The sequence below is a fragment of the Ignavibacteriales bacterium genome, from assembly GCA_016709155.1.
Lineage (GTDB): Bacteria > Bacteroidota > Ignavibacteria > Ignavibacteriales > Ignavibacteriaceae > JADJEI01.
On the sequence record JADJEI010000001.1, the window covers coordinates 855075 to 872056 of the forward strand.

Annotated in this window: 18 protein-coding genes, 1 tRNA gene and 1 riboswitch; of the genes, 8 read left to right on the forward strand and 11 right to left on the reverse strand. The window is 34.6% G+C overall.

Annotated elements, in window-relative coordinates; genetic code table 11:
* Positions 1-24: 24 nt before the first annotated feature.
* From IPH11_04355 to rpsU, 6 genes are all read left to right on the forward strand, one after another.
* The gene (locus tag IPH11_04355) at positions 25-669 is read left to right on the forward strand and encodes a hypothetical protein (GenBank protein ID MBK6912920.1); all 645 of its coding nucleotides are present in this window, start codon (positions 25-27) and stop codon (positions 667-669) included.
* 226 nt (positions 670-895) lie between these two features.
* Positions 896-2056: a hypothetical protein gene (locus tag IPH11_04360; protein ID MBK6912921.1), complete on the forward strand. Its 1161-nt coding sequence runs from the start codon at positions 896-898 to the stop codon at positions 2054-2056.
* On the forward strand, positions 2029-2286 hold the full coding sequence (locus IPH11_04365) for a hypothetical protein (GenBank protein MBK6912922.1): 258 nt from the start codon (positions 2029-2031) through the stop codon (positions 2284-2286). The genes IPH11_04360 and IPH11_04365 overlap by 28 nt, the downstream gene beginning before the upstream one ends.
* Before the next feature lie 67 nt (positions 2287-2353).
* Complete coding sequence (locus tag IPH11_04370; GenBank protein MBK6912923.1) at positions 2354-2812, forward strand: universal stress protein; 459 nt, start codon at positions 2354-2356, stop codon at positions 2810-2812.
* Between the two features lie 65 nt (positions 2813-2877).
* The gene (locus IPH11_04375) at positions 2878-3252 is read left to right on the forward strand and encodes a hypothetical protein (protein ID MBK6912924.1); all 375 of its coding nucleotides are present in this window, start codon (positions 2878-2880) and stop codon (positions 3250-3252) included.
* Between the two features lie 27 nt (positions 3253-3279).
* Positions 3280-3474, forward strand: a complete 195-nt coding sequence (gene rpsU / locus IPH11_04380) for a 30S ribosomal protein S21 (GenBank protein MBK6912925.1) — start codon at positions 3280-3282, stop codon at positions 3472-3474.
* 29 nt (positions 3475-3503) lie between these two features.
* Here the strand turns inward: rpsU and IPH11_04385 are convergent, their stop codons facing one another.
* Positions 3504-4361 carry a TIGR00730 family Rossman fold protein gene (locus IPH11_04385; GenBank protein MBK6912926.1) on the reverse strand — a complete coding sequence of 286 codons (858 nt, stop codon included), beginning with the start codon at positions 4359-4361 and terminating at the stop codon, positions 3504-3506.
* 134 nt (positions 4362-4495) lie between these two features.
* Here IPH11_04385 and dacB point away from each other — a divergent pair, with 134 nt between their 5' ends.
* Positions 4496-5740 (forward strand): D-alanyl-D-alanine carboxypeptidase/D-alanyl-D-alanine-endopeptidase, encoded by a 1245-nt coding sequence (dacB, locus tag IPH11_04390; protein ID MBK6912927.1) that lies wholly within the window; start codon positions 4496-4498, stop codon positions 5738-5740.
* 28 nt (positions 5741-5768) lie between these two features.
* Here the strand turns inward: dacB and secG are convergent, their stop codons facing one another.
* The 10 genes from secG to IPH11_04440 form a co-directional block, all read right to left on the reverse strand.
* A complete protein-coding gene (gene secG, locus IPH11_04395; protein MBK6912928.1) occupies positions 5769-6098 on the reverse strand; it encodes a preprotein translocase subunit SecG in 330 nt (109 codons plus the stop codon).
* A gap of 16 nt (positions 6099-6114) precedes the next feature.
* Positions 6115-6191 (reverse strand) — tRNA-Met (locus IPH11_04400).
* A gap of 70 nt (positions 6192-6261) precedes the next feature.
* Positions 6262-7101: a M48 family metalloprotease gene (locus IPH11_04405; protein MBK6912929.1), complete on the reverse strand. Its 840-nt coding sequence runs from the start codon at positions 7099-7101 to the stop codon at positions 6262-6264.
* Positions 7102-7148: 47 nt separating this feature from the next.
* Positions 7149-8144, reverse strand: coding sequence for a GTPase ObgE (obgE, locus tag IPH11_04410; protein MBK6912930.1), 996 nt, complete (start codon positions 8142-8144; stop codon positions 7149-7151).
* Between the two features lie 2 nt (positions 8145-8146).
* Positions 8147-8920: a hypothetical protein gene (locus IPH11_04415; GenBank protein MBK6912931.1), complete on the reverse strand. Its 774-nt coding sequence runs from the start codon at positions 8918-8920 to the stop codon at positions 8147-8149.
* A complete protein-coding gene (locus IPH11_04420) occupies positions 8889-9806 on the reverse strand; it encodes a hypothetical protein (protein ID MBK6912932.1) in 918 nt (305 codons plus the stop codon). The genes IPH11_04415 and IPH11_04420 overlap by 32 nt, the downstream gene beginning before the upstream one ends.
* Before the next feature lie 120 nt (positions 9807-9926).
* Positions 9927-10697, reverse strand: coding sequence for a succinate dehydrogenase/fumarate reductase iron-sulfur subunit (locus IPH11_04425; protein ID MBK6912933.1), 771 nt, complete (start codon positions 10695-10697; stop codon positions 9927-9929).
* A 31-nt stretch (positions 10698-10728) separates the two neighbouring features.
* Complete coding sequence (locus IPH11_04430; protein MBK6912934.1) at positions 10729-11793, reverse strand: DUF1016 family protein; 1065 nt, start codon at positions 11791-11793, stop codon at positions 10729-10731.
* A gap of 21 nt (positions 11794-11814) precedes the next feature.
* Complete coding sequence (locus IPH11_04435; GenBank protein MBK6912935.1) at positions 11815-13725, reverse strand: fumarate reductase/succinate dehydrogenase flavoprotein subunit; 1911 nt, start codon at positions 13723-13725, stop codon at positions 11815-11817.
* On the reverse strand, positions 13722-14399 hold the full coding sequence (locus tag IPH11_04440; protein MBK6912936.1) for a succinate dehydrogenase cytochrome b subunit: 678 nt from the start codon (positions 14397-14399) through the stop codon (positions 13722-13724). Before IPH11_04440 ends, IPH11_04435 begins: the two co-directional genes overlap by 4 nt.
* Positions 14400-14649: 250 nt before the next feature.
* Positions 14650-14873: riboswitch (cobalamin riboswitch) on the forward strand.
* Positions 14874-14983: 110 nt separating this feature from the next.
* Between IPH11_04440 and IPH11_04445 the strand changes: the two genes are divergently transcribed.
* Positions 14984-16939 (forward strand): TonB-dependent receptor, encoded by a 1956-nt coding sequence (locus tag IPH11_04445; GenBank protein ID MBK6912937.1) that lies wholly within the window; start codon positions 14984-14986, stop codon positions 16937-16939.
* Positions 16940-16982: the final 43 nt, after the last annotated feature.

Sequence of the window (16982 nt, forward strand, 5' to 3'; positions counted from 1 at the left end):
TTTAAAACAAAAAAAGTGAATGCTATGAAATCAATTATCTTTGCGGCAATATTACTAATTCCTCTTTGCAATTTAAAACCACAAGGCATCGGAGAATTTGCACCCGAAAAAACACCGGAGCACTTTCCTGACAACGCTTTAGGATTGGATATTATGTTCGGCGAAGGTGGATTGGGCTTTGGAGGTTTTTACAGAAGAGAAACAGTAGAGGACTTAACTACATTCGTTGATTTTTCTGTATCTGAAGCAAAAGACGATCGAGAGTTTCAATATGTTGATTATTTTGGGAATACTTTTACAGTGGGTAAAAAAAATCGTGTCTTTCTTCTGCCATTGAATTTTGGAGTGCAATACAGAGTATTTGGAAGTATAATATCGGACAATTTGCGTCCCTATATCAATGCAGCAGTCGGTCCGGTACTTGGATTAACCACTCCTTATGAGAAAGAATTTTTTAAAGCTTTTGGAGATACAAAAACGCATTTAGCTTTTGACGGTTATGTCGGGTTTGGTGCCAATTTTGGACTTGATAAAAAAAATCTTATCGGATTGAACATTCGGTATTATTACACTCAATTTATTGGTGAAGGAGTTGAAAGTCTGGAAGGAAATTTAAGAAAATCATTCAGTACATTTTTTATCACGATAAATTTTGGATTTATGTATTGATTCTCAATTTAAATTTCTTTTCACGTTACATTTTTGCACTGAGTTTCGGAAGATAAATTTAACAGAGCGAAGACAGCAGCATCGTAATTTTTAATTTACAGTTTTTAGTTCACTGCTCTCCATAATATTTTGGGATGAAGCCGATAAATTATTTAGAATTAACTTCACGATAGAAACGTTGATTCCATTTTTTCTTATTCTGATTTTATGTTTTATTGGAAAAATAATGCCGCAGGATTTTCAGTTCGAACAATCATTATACAGCCGACACGAGTTTTATAAAGAACTATCAATTCAAACTAGATTGATTAAGCACAAAAATGTTGAAATGCTTCTTCGCAAACAATCGGAGAATAAGTTATTTCACATTTCTAAAGTTGGTGAATCTGTTGAAGGACGCTCTCTGAATTTGATTAAGGTAGGGAAGGGTAAAACAAAAATATTTTTATGGTCTCAAATGCACGGAGATGAGCCAACTGCAACAGCGGCTATCTTTGATATATTAAATTTTCTTTCTGCTAATGACGATTACAACGAATTCCGGGAAAACCTGTTTAAGAATGTGACCATTTATTTTTTGCCTATGGTCAATCCGGATGGGGCAGAAAGATTTCAAAGAAGAAATGCTTTAGAGATTGATCTAAACAGAGATGCCCGAAAGTTAGAATCACCAGAATCCATGATTTTGAAAAACGTCTTTGATTCGCTAAAAGCTGATTTTGGATTTAACCTGCACGATCAAAGTAAATATTATTCGGTGGGTAATAGTTTTATGTCCGCGGCTATTTCATTTCTTGCCCCTCCCATAGACGAAATAAAATCCATTCCGTCAAATCGCGCTTCTGCAATGAAGCTTATTGGCGAATTGTATTTGATGGCAAACTCATTTATACCGGGTCATATAGCCAAGTATTCAGACGAATATGAACCCCGCGCTTTCGGCGATAATTTTCAAAGGTCCGGGACAAGTATTATTCTCATCGAATCAGGCGGGTGGCACAACGATCCGGAAAGACAATTCATAAGAAAAATAAATTTTATACTGCTTCTTTCTGCGTTCAAATTAATTGCGGAAAAATCATTTAACAAAAAAGATATTTCTATTTATGAATCTATCCCTTTTAACGATGAAAGATTAAGTGATTTTATTTTTAGGAATTTAACTTTGTGCTGTAAAGAAAAATATTATAAAACAGATTTAGCAATTCAATCTGAAGATAAATTTTTGATAATAATAATAAGATTTCGACCAAATCATTTATTTCGGATATTGGGGACATGTCTGTATTTTCAGCATATAACAACTTTGACTTCAGCGGTTATGAATTTCGATCTGGTAAAGAACTTACTTTATCTGAAATGCCTCCCGAGAAACTTGATTATCTAGATTTATTATCTAAAGGAATAACTACTATTATTTTTTCCAATGCCACAGTAGATCAAATATCACAAAATAAATATCCCATTAGGATTACAACAGAAGCCGATACTTTGAAAAGTGGATTAAAATTACAGAGCCCTGCTGAATTTTTATTATTAAAAGACAATATTATTCGCTTTGCTTTTGTAAATGGGAACTTGTTCGATTTAAGAAATGATTTCTGGCTAACTAAATAATTCCTGCGAAGTCTATATCTTAATAATCACTAAATAAGAAATTTTTATAACATAAAGTGGAGCGAATATGTTTAAGATAAAAAACATCCTTTTACCAACAGACTTTTCTAAACTATCTTTGTCGGCAGCCGAATATGCTTTAGAACTTGCAGAAAAGTATAACGCAAAAATTCATATTCTAAATGTTCTCGAAAAGACACCGCCAATATTAGCAATTCGTTCGCTGGATCTATCTCAGGATAAAATATTAAAGGAAATTGATAGTGCTGCTAAAAAATCATTAACCGAAACAGTTCAAAAAATAACTAAGAATAAAAACTTAGAGGTTGTTTCTGTAATACGAAAAGGTAATGATTATGAAGAAATAATAAAATATTCCGAAGAAAAAAAAATAGATATTATAGTAATAGCAACGCATGGAAGGACTGGAATTTTACATACTTTGATTGGAAGTGTGGCAGAAAAAGTAATCAGATTCTCAAAAATTCCCGTATTAGTAATAACACCGAAGATCAAAGGCAATTAATTCCTTGCTTAAATCCGTAATAATGAATATTTTTAGAACTCGTTAAAGAATAGATAAGGAACAATATGGCAAGAGTAAAAAACGTTGAGGCATTTTGCAACAACTGTAATGGCATCAGAAAAATGGAAATTACAGGTGATTTTGCTGCCAATGAGAATAAGAAATGGGCGAAATGTAAAAAGTGCAAACAAACAACCGTAATTGATTTTAATCTTGAAGAGAGAGCCGCAAAAGTATCATTAGAAGGTATTGAAAATAATTCTTTCAAAGTATATTCTCCGGCAGCATCTTTTGAAATTGGTGAAGCGATCTACCATAAAAATTGGGACGATTACGGAAAAGTTGTTTCTAAAGAAATTCTTTCAGATGGGAACCATTCCATTTCTGTTGAATTCCAAAAATCCGGACAAAAAAAATTAATTGAATCATTAACCACATAATCAAAGTTGAAACGAGGTGAATAAAACTTGGTTGGAATTTCCATCGGTGATAACGAATCTATTGACAAAGCTCTAAGACGATTCAAAAAGAAATATGAACGATCGGGTATATTAAAAGAATATAAAAAGCGGACATTCTTTGTTAAACCTTCTGTTAAAAAGAGACAGGAAAAACTAAAAGCTGTTCGAAGAGCACATAGACCTGAATTTTTACCACTCTAATTTCTTCGCCCCGTACAGCGGGGCAATTTTTATTTTAAATCAATATTTGGTTCTGTAACATCTCTTTTTTCTGTACGTAAATAGTTTTTCTCAAAATATTTTACAATTTGATGAAACGCTTCATCAACGTTGTTGCAAAATGTAAATTTATTCAAGTCTGACCGGCTTACCACTCCATTATTTACTAGTGCTTCAAAATTGATTATACTCTTCCAATATTTTTCGTCATATATCATAAGCAACATTTTCTTTTTTATTTTTTCAGTTTGGATAAGAGTTAGTATTTCAAAAAATTCATCCATCGTTCCAAATCCACCCGGAAAAACTATTAAAGCTTTCGCAAGGTAAGCAAACCAAAATTTTCTCATAAAGAAATAGTGAAATTCAAAACTTAAATCTTTAGTTACATATTTATTAACAAACTGTTCGAATGGGATACTAATGTTAAGCCCGATGGAATAACCTCCAGCTAATTTTGCTCCCTTATTTGCAGCCTCCATAATTCCGGGTCCGCCCCCCGAGCAAATAATAAATCTGTTCGAATTAGTTTCGAGTGAAAGCGACCACTCTGTTAATTTTTTAGAAAGTTCAACAGCGTCTTCATAATATTTTGACATATTCAATAGCTGCTGCGCTTGACGTAAATTCTCGGCGAGGAAATTTGTATTCGGATTTATTGTATTAAACTTTTTTACTTCAGCGAGAGAGTCTTTTCTTGACTTAAGTCTTGCAGAACCAAAAAAAACAATTGTATCAATGATTTTATATTTCCTAAATTTGCTTTGCGGTTGAAGATATTCGGAGAGCATCCTGATTATTCTGCCGTCGGAAGAATTTAAAAAATCAATATTTTCGTATGCTTTCAAGTTATTTTTTTTAATTGCCATGATAAATTTCTTTCTAAATTTCAATTAGTAAATGAATGGCTGTTAATAAATAAAAACTATTAATAATTTTTGTAGTTGGAAATTAAAACAATTCTTTCTCTTAAAATAAATATTTTAGAATATTAGAGTCGCATATGTTTAAGATAATAATTACAATTCTATTTTTCTCTGTACAGCTTATCGCCTCAGACAGAGAGGAAACACAACAAAAGATTAGTAATCTACTAACATCACTTTCTGAGAAAACGAATGTGGGACTTCTAATATTCAACCCGCTTACTCAAGATACAATCTTCAGTCTGAATTGTTTCCAAACTATGATTCCAGCTTCCAATACCAAATTATTCACCACATCGGTTGCGTTATTAAGTTTAGGCGGTGATTTTAAAATATCACTGAAATTATTTACAGATGATAGTTATTTTAAGGATGGGGTAATAAATGGAAATATTTATCTAAAAGGATTTGGAAACGCTACCATAACTGAAAATGACCTCCTGTTATTTGTTAAACATTTGCAAGAGTTGGGAATAAATAAAATCACTGGAAATATTGTCGGAGACGAATCTTACTTTGACGATGCTTATTACAGGGCAGATTGGATTGATGATGAAGTCAGTACGGTAAAATTATCACCCATTTCTTCTTTGATAATTGATCGCAACCAAATAATTACATTTAAGAAAAAAGGTCGCCGAACTAAAAAATACGTTGCCGATATTAAACAACCGGCGCTTCACGCTGCAAATCTTTTAAAAGAAAAACTTGATAATGCAGGGATAAATGTTTCCGGCTATGCTGTTCAGGATATAACTCCAATAGGAGGTGAACAGATTGATGAAATTTCAATATCGCTTAGAGAGTTTGTATCGTTGATAAATAAACATTCCGATAACTACCTTGCAGAATGTCTCTTCAAAATCATTGGCGCCGAGTATAGTAATGTTGAAGGCAACTCCTTCTATGCAACTCAAGCAATACTGGATTTTTTAGATCAGAATAATATCTATTCGCATGGGACAGAAATTGTGGATGGATCAGGCATTTCAAGATATGACAAAGTTACCCCCGCCTCTGTGGCTGGTGTTCTGGAATCGATGTATTTTAACTTAAATAGTTTTGAAGATTTTTATAATTCACTAAGTGTGGCAGGTGTTGATGGAACATTACGTTCAAGGTTTACCGGCTCTTATGCAGAAAATAATTTTCATGGCAAAACCGGAACACTTAATGGAGTGACTTCTCTCTCCGGCTATCTCAAAACAAAAGGTAATGATGATTTAATAGTTAGTTTGATTTTTGAATATCAAAAAGGCAGTTCCAGATCGCATAAGAATATTGAGGATGATATAATAATCGCTTTAAGTGAAATGGAATAAAAAGCCCCGTAAAAGCGGGGCTTTAATTTCATTGATTTGGTTGATTCGTTTGAGGTACTGTTGGGGTAGTAGGCAAATTTTGTCTGCCTGATTCCTGAATAATACTCCTTTGCTCGGGTGTAGCTTGACCCGGAAGGAAGAATAAATTAATTACAATAGCAAGTACAGCTAAAGCACCTGCAAGCCACCAAGTTCCTTTGGCAAGAAAATCAGCCGTACGTCTTGTTCCGAACATAGCTCCGGCACCTGCACCGCCAAAAGTCCCCGCTAATCCACCACCTTTGCTGGATTGTAAAAGAACCATCACAATCAATAATACTGCTACGATTAATGCGACAAATGTTAACACAAAGTACATATCTTTCTCCTTAAATTGGTAGCGGGGGAGGGATTCGAACCCCCGACACGTGGATTATGATTCCACTGCTCTAACCTACTGAGCTACCCCGCCAATTATTTTTTCGGGTGCAAATATAGAAACTCCCTCGAATAATTCCAATTTGTAAATAAATGGGTCGAAATTATTTGGATAACTGATTTTTAATATTTGCAATATATTCTTCTCTAAAAATTCCATCAATATTGCTTGTATAATCAACAATATTGATCCCAGCATCATTCAATCTTTGATCAGTATTTGCTATTCTTTCAATCGGATCAGGATGTGTTGATAAAAATGTTGCTATCTCATCAGCCTCTGAATTGACTAAACCTTCATCACGCATTTTTTCAAAAAAGAATTTCACACCACCCGGATAATATCTGGTGTCTTCCAAATAATTAAAAGAAAATTCATCCGCTTCATCTTCATCAGAGCGACTATTAGCAAGGAAAGCAAGTCCGACAAAAAGATTGGCGGCTATCTCTGCTATTTGAGAAGGATTTTCACCCAGTATCAAACTTAATAAGAAAGACACGCCGTAATATGCGGTCATTCTTTGTGTCGCATGTCTGCGTTCAGCATGAGCAATTTCGTGTCCGAGAACACCGGCGAGTGCCGCTTCGGAATCAAGATAATTCAATAATCCGGTGTAGATATATAAAAATCCTCCCGGTAATGCAAAAGCATTAAGTGTATTGGGATCATCAATAATTTCTATTTGATAGGGATAGATATTTTTGTTTTCGATTTGAGGAGAAGTGAGAATGTGCTCGAATATTCGTGATTCGATGTAGCTCTTTACAACTGGATTGCCGTGATATATTGGGTACTCCTGCGGATTGCCATTTATTTCATTTACAACTTCCTGACCGAGTTGAACATCATCTTCCTGCGAGAAGATATTTACACCATCGTCACATGAAATAAAGGAAGTCATCGCAATGACTAAACTGACGGCTAAATAATTTTTTAAAGTCATAGAATTTTTCGAAACATAATATTTTTAGTTTAAAAATTTAGTTGAGTTTATTCGGAATTATGCAATAAACTTTGCCACAGATAATCAAGAATTTCTTGCATACCCGTCCCATCAACTGCCGAGATTAGAAATGTAGGAGAATCAGCATTTCTTAATTTTTTAATTGTCAACTTTTTAATCTCATCTTTTGAGAGCAAATCAGCTTTTGTCAAAGCTACTATTTTTTTCTTTTGGGGAAGCGCTTTACTGAAGGCTTTAAGTTCATCACTTAAAGTTTTATAATCAGCTTTAAAATCCTTTGACTGAATATCAATTAAAAATAATAATACTTTAGTTCTTTCAATATGACGCAGGAATTGATGACCAAGCCCCTTCCCTTCTGCGGCTCCTTCAATAATTCCCGGAATATCTGCAACAACGAAGCTTTGATAATCTTTATATTTTACTATACCAAGATTAGGTTTAAGAGTAGTGAAAGGATAATCCGCTATTTTAGGTTTAGCAGAGGAAACTTTTGAAATAAAAGTTGATTTGCCGGCATTTGGAAAACCTACTAAACCTACATCAGCTATTAGTTTAAGTTCAAGAATTATATCTCTTTCCTCACCGGAAGTCCCTGGTTCAGCAAAACGCGGAGTTTGACGAGTTGCAGTTGCAAAATTACTATTACCTTTACCTCCCCTTCCGCCTTTAGCGATGACAAAAGATTTGTTGTCTTTATCCAAATCACAAATAATTTCTTTTGTCTGCAAATCTTTAACAAACGTACCAACCGGAATTCTGATGATTATATCATCTCCTCGTTTGCCATCTTTAAGTGCACTTCCTCCCGGGGCTCCATTCTTTGCAGAATAATTTTTTTTATATCGAAAATCCAATAGCGTGGAGATATTTGCGCTGGCAACGAAAATTATATCCCCACCGTTACCTCCGTTACCGCCGGATGGACCACCCTTCGGAACATATTTTTCTCTGCGAAAAGTCACAGCGCCTTTACCGCCGTCGCCGGCTTTAATATGAATTTCCGCGTAATCTAAAAACATGTTTAGTTGTTATTAAAATAATTTGAAACAGCATTTGTCAACACTACTGCTTCACGTGAAAATGGATTTATTCTTGAGGAAAGAAAGACTGTTTTTAATATTTCAGTTGCTTCATCATAACTATTGCACTCTTGAATTTTTTCTATTGTCGTAATAAAATCATCTCGATCTTCATTAAATATGTCGCTCACTATTCGTTTTGACTCTTTATCGGAAAGAAAGGAAGCTAAATCTTTCTTAGGGGGAGGTGGAGGTTCGAGTATTTCTTGTTCATAAATTTTTGCTTCATTCTTATTTGTCTCAGTTACTTCCTCTGTGCCAACAGATTTGATTTCATGAGCGGGTAAAATATCTTCTGTCGCTGTTTGATTTGAAGTGATTTCACTCTCTGTTTCATCACTTTTAATTTCTTCAAGACTCAGAATTTCTTCAGAGTTAGAAATAATAGAATCATTTTCTAAAGCTGTTCCATCATCGAACAGAAATTGTTCTTCAGCAACTTTTGGATTTTCAATAGCTGGTAAATTATGATCGTTTGTTTCAAGTTCATTATCAAAAAAATCGAGCAAAGCTTTTTCTTTTTCAGGGGCAAGAAGTGTTTTATCTTCATCGCTATCACAGGCAGGTATGTCCTTTAATAGATCGTCTAACTCATCCGAATCAGAAATATATTCCTTTGTGATATTTGGCAGTTCATTTGGCTGAATAATTTCTTCTTTTGTTTCTTCGGGAATTTTTATTTCATCAAGTGGGATTTTTTTCGGAGTCGGTGTCATAAGTCTGCTCGGCTTCAAAATCATCTTCGATAGTTTCTTGAGTTTGTTCAACATTTGGTAATTCAGTATTGTTTGATTCTTTAACTTCAAGGTCAATGTTTTGTTGTTTAACTTCAGTTTCGTATGGTAATGAAATATCTGAAAAAAGAATTTTTTTAAGTTCAACGATTTCTAAATTTATCCGCGCGTCTTTCGCAGTTGCATGATTCAAACGTAATAAATATTCTATTTGGTTTTTTTCCTTAAGAAATAATTCGACATATCCCAGATTAACTTTGGTTTTTGACAATGCGCCAATATTGAAGAAATCTGCCATAGTATAAAGTGCATTCTCAACAAGTTTTTCCGGCTGTGTATTAAATAATTCCCTGTCTATTTTGCTGATGATAAGTTCAAATTCAGCCACAGAAAGATTAGCTAATTTTCGTCGTGTCAGATATTCAAGAATAATTTTCTTTAGAAAAGATGAGTAGTAAACGTAATTTAAGATCAGGTTTATTTCTTCAAATGACTTGGTTGAACCATCTTCAAAAATAAGTTTTGTTAACGACCATCGAGGTCTCACGATATAATTGGCATTAAACGAAACTGCCTGAATGATGAGCCTTTTAACATCTTCGAACGCAATTCGCTTGGAAAATTTTATTTCATCAGAAATTGAATTGAAGCATTTCGAAATTTCTTTCCCTGAATAGTCAAACACAGAATCTTTTAATAATTTTTGTCTGTCCTGAAAAATAAGGTAATCAATCTCGGAGGAAATGTAGGTTGTAATTGCAGGATGTAGATTGGCGTTCAATAATTTTTCGATGGTAAAAAATGTACCAAGGTTTTTGATATTATTGAGCGATAAATCCGAGATGAATTTTATTTCTTTATTGAACATTACATTTATTCTTTATAAATCATATCTAAAATATAAAAAATCCCGATTAAGGCTAAGCCATACTATGGCAAAGTTAATCGGGAAATTATAAAAGCTCAATATTTAATGTGTTGAAGTTTTCTAAACCTCAACTTCCTTCGACTTGACTTTTGCCATTATAAAATCTCTGTTCATTCTTGCAATATTAGTAACCGAAATCCCTTTTGGGCATTCGGCTTCGCAAGCATACGTATTGGTGCAGCTTCCGAACCCGAGTTCGTCCATAACTTTTACCATTCTCTCAACTCTACGGTAACGCTCCGGCTGCCCTTGCGGCAGAAAAGCATATTGCGAAACTTTTGCAGAAACGAACAGCATTGCACTTGCATTCTTACAAGCTGCAACGCAAGCGCCGCATCCGATACAAGCAGCAGCATCCATTGCAAGACTTGAAACTTCTTTGGAAATTGGGATTGCATTTCCATCGGGTGCACCGCCGGTATTAAATGAAACATATCCGCCGGCATATAAAATTTTATCAAATCCCGAACGATCAACCATTAGATCTTTAATTACAGGAAATGCTTTTGCACGGAATGGTTCAACCCAAATTGTTTCGCCGTCTTTAAAGTTACGCATGTGAAGCTGGCAAGTAGCTATCTTGGGCAGCGGTCCGTGCGGCTGACCATTAATTACCAAACCGCAAGTTCCGCAAATACCTTCGCGGCAGTCGCTTTCAAAATGTATTGCTTCTTCACCCTTTGCTTCGAGCGAGTTATTTATTTCATCCAACATTTCGAGGAAAGAGGCATCGGGAGAAATCTGAACTTTATATTCAGCAAAACTTCCTACACTGTTTGCGTTTTTCTGTCTCCAGATGTTAAGTGTAAGATTTAATTTTTTCTGTTCCATTATTTGTAACTCCAATTTATTATCAAACTTTTTAGTTATCAGATTTATTTGTTTCAGAATACAAAAAATATTCTCCAAGCTCGTGCAATTTTTGCTTTAGAATATTTCTATCAATCAACTGGGTTTCGTACTCCGTAATTTTTGTTGGCGAAAGATTTCTATTGATTGCATAGTTAACAACTTCATCATCTTTGGTTTTGCATAAAATTAATCCAACACTTAGGTTTTCGTGTTCCAACTTTTGTTTTTTATCAAGTGCTTCAAGGTAAAAATTCATTTTGCCAAGATACTCTGGACTAAAGTCATCAATTTTCAAATCTATAGCAACAAGACATCGCAAACCTCGATGAAAAAAAAGCAAATCAACAAAAAAATCTTTACTGCCAACCTGCAAACGATATTCTTCGCCAACAAAAGTAAAACCTTTTCCTAATTCAAGGATGAACTCTTTAAGATTTTTCACAAGAGATTTTTTTAAATCTTTCTCATTAAAATCCTTCGGTAGATCAAGAAATTCAAAGATGTATTTATCTTTAAAAACCTCATTTACTTGCTGTGAGCGAGTTTTTTCTAATTCTGTCAACACTGTTGACAGTTTTTGATTTGAGCCTTCTTTCAATTCTCTCACCACTGATGAGAGTTTTTGCTGGGATAACAAAAACCTTTCATAAACAGCACAGCTAATCTGTCTCTCAAGTTCACGTTTCGAATACTTCTCTTTTATTGATAGTTTTAGATAAAACTCTTTTTCCTCAATTGTCTTCGTTTTTGTAAAAATATGGAGATTATTAGTCCAACCTAATTCTCTCACCAGTGGTGAGAGTTTTGGAAATGCTGAATAAACCTCATAAAATTGTTTCATTCTCCATAGATTTTGCTGTGAAAAACCACGAACTCCATTTATCTCAGTTTGAATATATTTAGAAAGCTCTTCAACAGTTCCTTTTCCCCAACCATCGGATTCAGTTTTGTTAGAAATGTATTTTCCAACATTCCAGTAAAGATCAATAAGCTCTCTATTAACAGAAGCAAATGCTCTTTGCTTAGATTGTTTTATTAGTTCAACAATCTGAGTGAAAGATTTTTTTTCAATTATATCTGCTTCGGCAACTTTCAATTATTTGTAACTCCTTACAGCAAGTTTCAGATATTCAAATTTCAATTCTTCTTTGTGGAGATTCCATTTATTCTCTCCGGCAAATTCCCACGCCGCAACGTAAGAATAATTTGCATCATCACGTTTTGCTTCGCCGTCTTCAAATTGATGCTCAACACGGAAATGTGCGCCGCAGCTTTCATTTCTGTCTAACGCATCGGTCGCAATCAGTTCGCCAAGTTCAAAATAATCTGCAAGTCTGCCGGCACGTTCAAGTGTTTGATTTACATCGCTGCCGCTTCCGGGAATTGTAACGTTCTTCCAGAATTCTGCTTTCAATTCTCTTATTTCTGCAATTGCTTCTTTCAAACCTTTTTCGTGACGAGCCATTCCAACTTTATTCCACATTATTCTGCCAAGCTGTTTATGGATATCATCAACAGTTCGCTTTCCTTTTACAGACATTAGTTTGTTTGTAAAATCTTTAACACTATTCGCAACTTTTTCAAATTCGGGATGATCAGTTTTTATTGCTGCAGGTTTTGTTGTTGCAAGATAATCGCCCATTGTGTATGGAATAACAAAGTAACCATCAGCCAAACCTTGCATAAGCGCAGAGGCACCCAAACGATTTGCACCGTGATCTGAAAAGTTTGCTTCGCCAAGTACAAATAAGCCGGGAACAGAACTCATCAAATTATAATCAACCCACAAGCCGCCCATTACATAATGCGGAGCGGGATAAATCATCATAGGGGATTTGTATGGATTTTCTCCGTTGATGTTTTGATACATATCAAAAAGATTTCCGTAACGCTCTTCAATTACCTTTTGTCCAAGACGATTTATGGATTCACTAAAATCAAGATAAACTGCATTGCCGCCTTTTGCACCTCTGCCTTCATCACAAACTTCTTTTGCTGCTCGTGATGAAATATCTCTCGGTGCAAGATTTCCGTAGGATGGATATTTTCTTTCAAGATAATAATCTCTTTCAGCTTCAGGAATATCATTTGGATTTCGCATATCACCTTTTTTCTTCGATACCCAAATTCTGCCATCGTTACGAAGTGATTCACTCATCAATGTTAATTTTGATTGAACATCACCGTGAAGTGGAATGCAAGTAGGATGAATTTGAGTGTAACAAGGATTTGCAAAAAATGCACCACGCTTGTGAGCGCGCCAAATTGCTGTTGCGTTACAGTTCATTGCGTTGGTTGAAAGGAAAAATACATTTGCATATCCGCCGGTTGCAAGAACAACAGCGTGTGCAGAATGTTTTTCAATTTCACCGGTAAGTAAATTTCTTACAACAATTCCTCTTGCTAATCCATCAACGACAACTACATCGAGCATTTCTCTGCGAGTAAAAAGTTTTACTGAACCTTTATCAATTTGTCTGTTGAGTGAACTTACTGCACCAAGTAAAAGCTGCTGTCCCGTCTGACCGCGAGCATAAAAAGTTCTTGAAACTTGTGCACCACCGAAAGAACGATTATCCAAAAGTCCGCCGTATTCTCTTGCAAACGGAACGCCTTGTGCAACACATTGATCAATTATGTTTGAGCTTACTTCCGCAAGACGATAAACATTTGCTTCGCGCGCACGGAAGTCGCCGCCTTTAATTGTATCATAAAATAATCTAAAAGTAGAATCACCATCATTCTGATAAGCTTTGGCAGCATTGATTCCGCCTTGTGCAGCAATGCTGTGTGCTCTTCTTGCGCTATCGTGAAAAGTAAACGCCTTAACATTGTAACCAAGCTCGCCAAGAGTTGCTGCAGCAGATGCGCCAGCCAAACCGGTGCCAACAACAATAATATCAAATTTTCTTTTGTTGGATGGATTAACCAGTTTCATATTGAATTTATGGTTAGTCCATTTTTCGGAAAGATTTCCTTCGGGAATTTTAGAATCTAATTTTGTCATTGGTTACCTCCGTAAAAAAAGAAAAAGTAAATCGGCATCGAAGCAAAACCTAATGCCATAATAATTGCGTAAAGTGTTCCAAGTTTTTTTATAAGTGGAGTGTATTTATTATGGTTCCATCCAAAAGTTTGAAACGCACTTTGGAATCCGTGATTAAGATGAAAACCTAAAAGCAGCACTGCAACAACATAAAGCAGTGAGTACCACCAGTAGCTAAAAAATCCAACTACAACTTGAAAATACTGCTCAGTATCTGCTAAACCAGATGGATCGTAAACATTGAATCTCCAGAAAAATGTTCCAAGGTGAAGTACGAGAAAAATAAAAACGACTGATCCCGTAATAAATGCCCATCTTGAAAATATGGTGCTGTTTTCGGATGAACCGTTTATTTTATAACGGGTTGGTCGTGCTTTTTTATTTTCATACCAAAGCCGCACACCATTAAATATGTGCAGCACAAAAGCTGTTAGCATAACTATTTCAATAATTCTGATAAGTGGTTTGATAACATCTAAAGTACCAACATAACCATTAAAAGTTTCAGCACCGAAGAACAACGTTATGTTTCCAATAAGATGAATGATTAGAAAAATGATTAAGAAACTCCCGGTAACAGCCATCGTAAATTTTTTGCCGATAGAGGAGTTAGAAAAATTTAGTAGCCAGCTCATTAAAAGCTCCTTTTAAATGAAAAATAATTTTTGTTCAAAGTGATATGAAAAAGATGTAGTTCGTTGGGGAATGAATCAGGTAGTGAAGCGAAAATTTTTCTAATAAAATTTCTGAAAGAATGCATATTCTGATAATTACGATAAAACTTGAATACAACTTAGAAAAAATTTATGAAGGTGAAAAGTTTTAGTCAAAAATTTTTTCAACTTTATTTGAATCTTAAAATTATAAAAGTATTTTAGCACAAGTTCTTTGAACAAAATTTACGGTGTTCCAATCCCGCTTTAATCGGGGTAATGGAAATTATAGGGAAGTGCGGTGATTCCATAAAAGGAAAATTCCGTCGCTGTCGCGCAACTGTGAATCAATGTAGAATGTAAAATGTAGAATTTAGAATGATCTTAATTCTACATTCTTAATTCTAAATTCTGCATTGTTAAGCCAGGAGACCTGCCGCAAATCAATATATAATCAACCTTCGCGCAAAAGGTAAGATTTACGATGGTCTTTCAAAATCTCCATTCGTTTCATCTCAACTTAATTACGCGAAGTTACTTTTAACCTTTTATAAGGAGTAACTTCAATGCACAATACAAAATTTCTTTTTGCCCTTTTCGCTCTCTTAGTATTTTCTCAAATCGCTTTTACACAAAATTCTATCATTCAAAAAACAGATACTTCTGGTTTTTATAGAATGAACGAAGTGGTCATCTCCGCAACAAAAACTTTGTCTAACTCGGTTGAACTTGCAAATTCAATTTCAGTTATCGATTCAGAACAAATTTCAAATAGTAACTCAAATAATGTTTTTGATGTTTTGAGAAATGAAACCGGAATTAGTTTTACAAGGCAAGGCGGCAACGGCACTTTGTCTAATATTTATATCCGTGGTGCAAACTCTTCTCACACTTTGGTTTTAATTGACGGAGTTGAAGTCAATCTAATAAATGATCCAGGCGGAGTTTATGATTTTTCTGCATTACCAATTGATAATATTGATAGAATAGAAGTTCTGCGCGGACCACAATCAACTCTTTATGGATCAGATGCACTGGCAGGTGTAATAAATATCATCACAAAAAAGGGAAACGGTTCACCCAGGTTTTCTTTATTAACCGAAGGTGGATCATACAATTCGTATAAAGCACAATTAGGTGTTAATGGATCTTTACAAGAATTAACTTACTCAGTTGCATTAAGCAGAACCGGCAGCGATGGATTTTCAAATGCTTCAGAAAAATATGGCAACACTGAAAAGGATGGTTACACTTTTAATAATTTATCTTCAATTATTGGTTATAACATTAATGAAAATACTCAAGTAAATTTTTATACAAGATTTACAAAGTCGAAATCTGATTACGATCAGTTTGGCGGAGTTTTTGGTGACGATCCGACTTATGTTTTTAATCAGGAAGAACTATCATTGCGAGGTGAAGGTAAAATAAAATTATTCGATGGTAGATTGAATCAAAAAATTGGGTTATCTTTTTTTAGAAACCTTAGAAAATATTCCTATGACACTTCTGCGTCAAACATTTTCTATTCTCACAGTTTATATGATGGAAGAAAATATAACCTTGATTGGCAGAATGATTTTCAGCTTAATGAATCCAATCTCTTTACAAGTGGAGTTGATTTTGAATATGAAGAAATGTCTTCCGAATATTTTTTCTTGAATTATGTCGGACTGCCGGATTATGCAAGTATATTTCCATTAAGAAATTCAAAAACAATCAGCGGTTACATTCAGGATCAATTAAATTTAGGGAATATGTTTTTCGCCTCGGCAGGAATTCGTTATGATCATCATAATCAGTTTGGGTCACAAATTACTTATAGATTCGCCCCTGCCTTTCTGATCACTGGAACTTCAACCAAAATTAAAGCAACAGTTGGAACAGGATTTAAAGCTCCCTCTTTGTTCAATCTTTATGATCCAACTTACGGCAATGAGAATTTGAAGCCTGAAAAAAGTTTCGGTTGGGACGTCGGTGCAGAACAGTTTTTATCGAAAGAAAACTTTTCAATCGGAGTCACTTATTTTGACAATAAATTTTCTGATATGTTTGGTTTTGATAATGTGACCTTCCAAACCATAAATATTAATAAGGTAGAAACTAATGGGGTTGAGGTTTTCACCAAAGTAATTTTATTTGATTATCTAACTTTGAAAGCTAATTATACATTCACAAAAGCAGTGGACAAAAGTGAAAACACTCCAGACTACTGTAAAAAACTTTTGAGGCGCCCCGAAAATAAAATTGGATTGTTAATTGATTATTCATTCATAGAAAAAGCGAATTTAAATGCTGAACTAATTTGGGTTGGCTCGAGAGAGGATTTTGATTTTTCAAACTTCACAAGAGTAGAAATGAAAAATTATTTGCTCGCAAATTTTGCAGCGCATTATAATTTATTTAACTTTTTGCGATTAAATATTCGGATTGAAAATCTTTTAGACACTGATTACGAAGAAGTATTTGGATATGGAACAGCGGGTTTATCATTTTACGGCGGAATTAAGCTTTCGCTTTAATGACAAAACTTTGACATTTAACCTTTGACATTTGGCGTTAATA

Bases quoted from the DNA above. Each gene is read 5' to 3' on its own strand.
- IPH11_04415 (MBK6912931.1), bottom strand. From the start codon at position 8,920: ATGACACCGACTCCGAAAAAAATCCCACTTGATGAAATAAAAATTCCC.
- IPH11_04425 (MBK6912933.1), bottom strand. From the start codon at position 10,697: ATGGAACAGAAAAAATTAAATCTTACACTTAACATCTGGAGACAGAAA.
- IPH11_04370 (MBK6912923.1), top strand. From the start codon at position 2,354: ATGTTTAAGATAAAAAACATCCTTTTACCAACAGACTTTTCTAAACTA.
- IPH11_04360 (MBK6912921.1), top strand. From the start codon at position 896: ATGCCGCAGGATTTTCAGTTCGAACAATCATTATACAGCCGACACGAG.
- IPH11_04375 (MBK6912924.1), top strand. From the start codon at position 2,878: ATGGCAAGAGTAAAAAACGTTGAGGCATTTTGCAACAACTGTAATGGC.
- IPH11_04440 (MBK6912936.1), bottom strand. From the start codon at position 14,399: ATGAGCTGGCTACTAAATTTTTCTAACTCCTCTATCGGCAAAAAATTT.
- dacB (MBK6912927.1), top strand. From the start codon at position 4,496: ATGTTTAAGATAATAATTACAATTCTATTTTTCTCTGTACAGCTTATC.
- secG (MBK6912928.1), bottom strand. From the start codon at position 6,098: ATGTACTTTGTGTTAACATTTGTCGCATTAATCGTAGCAGTATTATTG.
- IPH11_04445 (MBK6912937.1), top strand. From the start codon at position 14,984: ATGCACAATACAAAATTTCTTTTTGCCCTTTTCGCTCTCTTAGTATTT.
- IPH11_04385 (MBK6912926.1), bottom strand. From the start codon at position 4,361: ATGGCAATTAAAAAAAATAACTTGAAAGCATACGAAAATATTGATTTT.
- IPH11_04365 (MBK6912922.1), top strand. From the start codon at position 2,029: ATGCCTCCCGAGAAACTTGATTATCTAGATTTATTATCTAAAGGAATA.
- IPH11_04420 (MBK6912932.1), bottom strand. From the start codon at position 9,806: ATGTTCAATAAAGAAATAAAATTCATCTCGGATTTATCGCTCAATAAT.
- obgE (MBK6912930.1), bottom strand. From the start codon at position 8,144: ATGTTTTTAGATTACGCGGAAATTCATATTAAAGCCGGCGACGGCGGT.
- IPH11_04405 (MBK6912929.1), bottom strand. From the start codon at position 7,101: ATGACTTTAAAAAATTATTTAGCCGTCAGTTTAGTCATTGCGATGACT.
- IPH11_04435 (MBK6912935.1), bottom strand. From the start codon at position 13,725: ATGACAAAATTAGATTCTAAAATTCCCGAAGGAAATCTTTCCGAAAAA.
- IPH11_04355 (MBK6912920.1), top strand. From the start codon at position 25: ATGAAATCAATTATCTTTGCGGCAATATTACTAATTCCTCTTTGCAAT.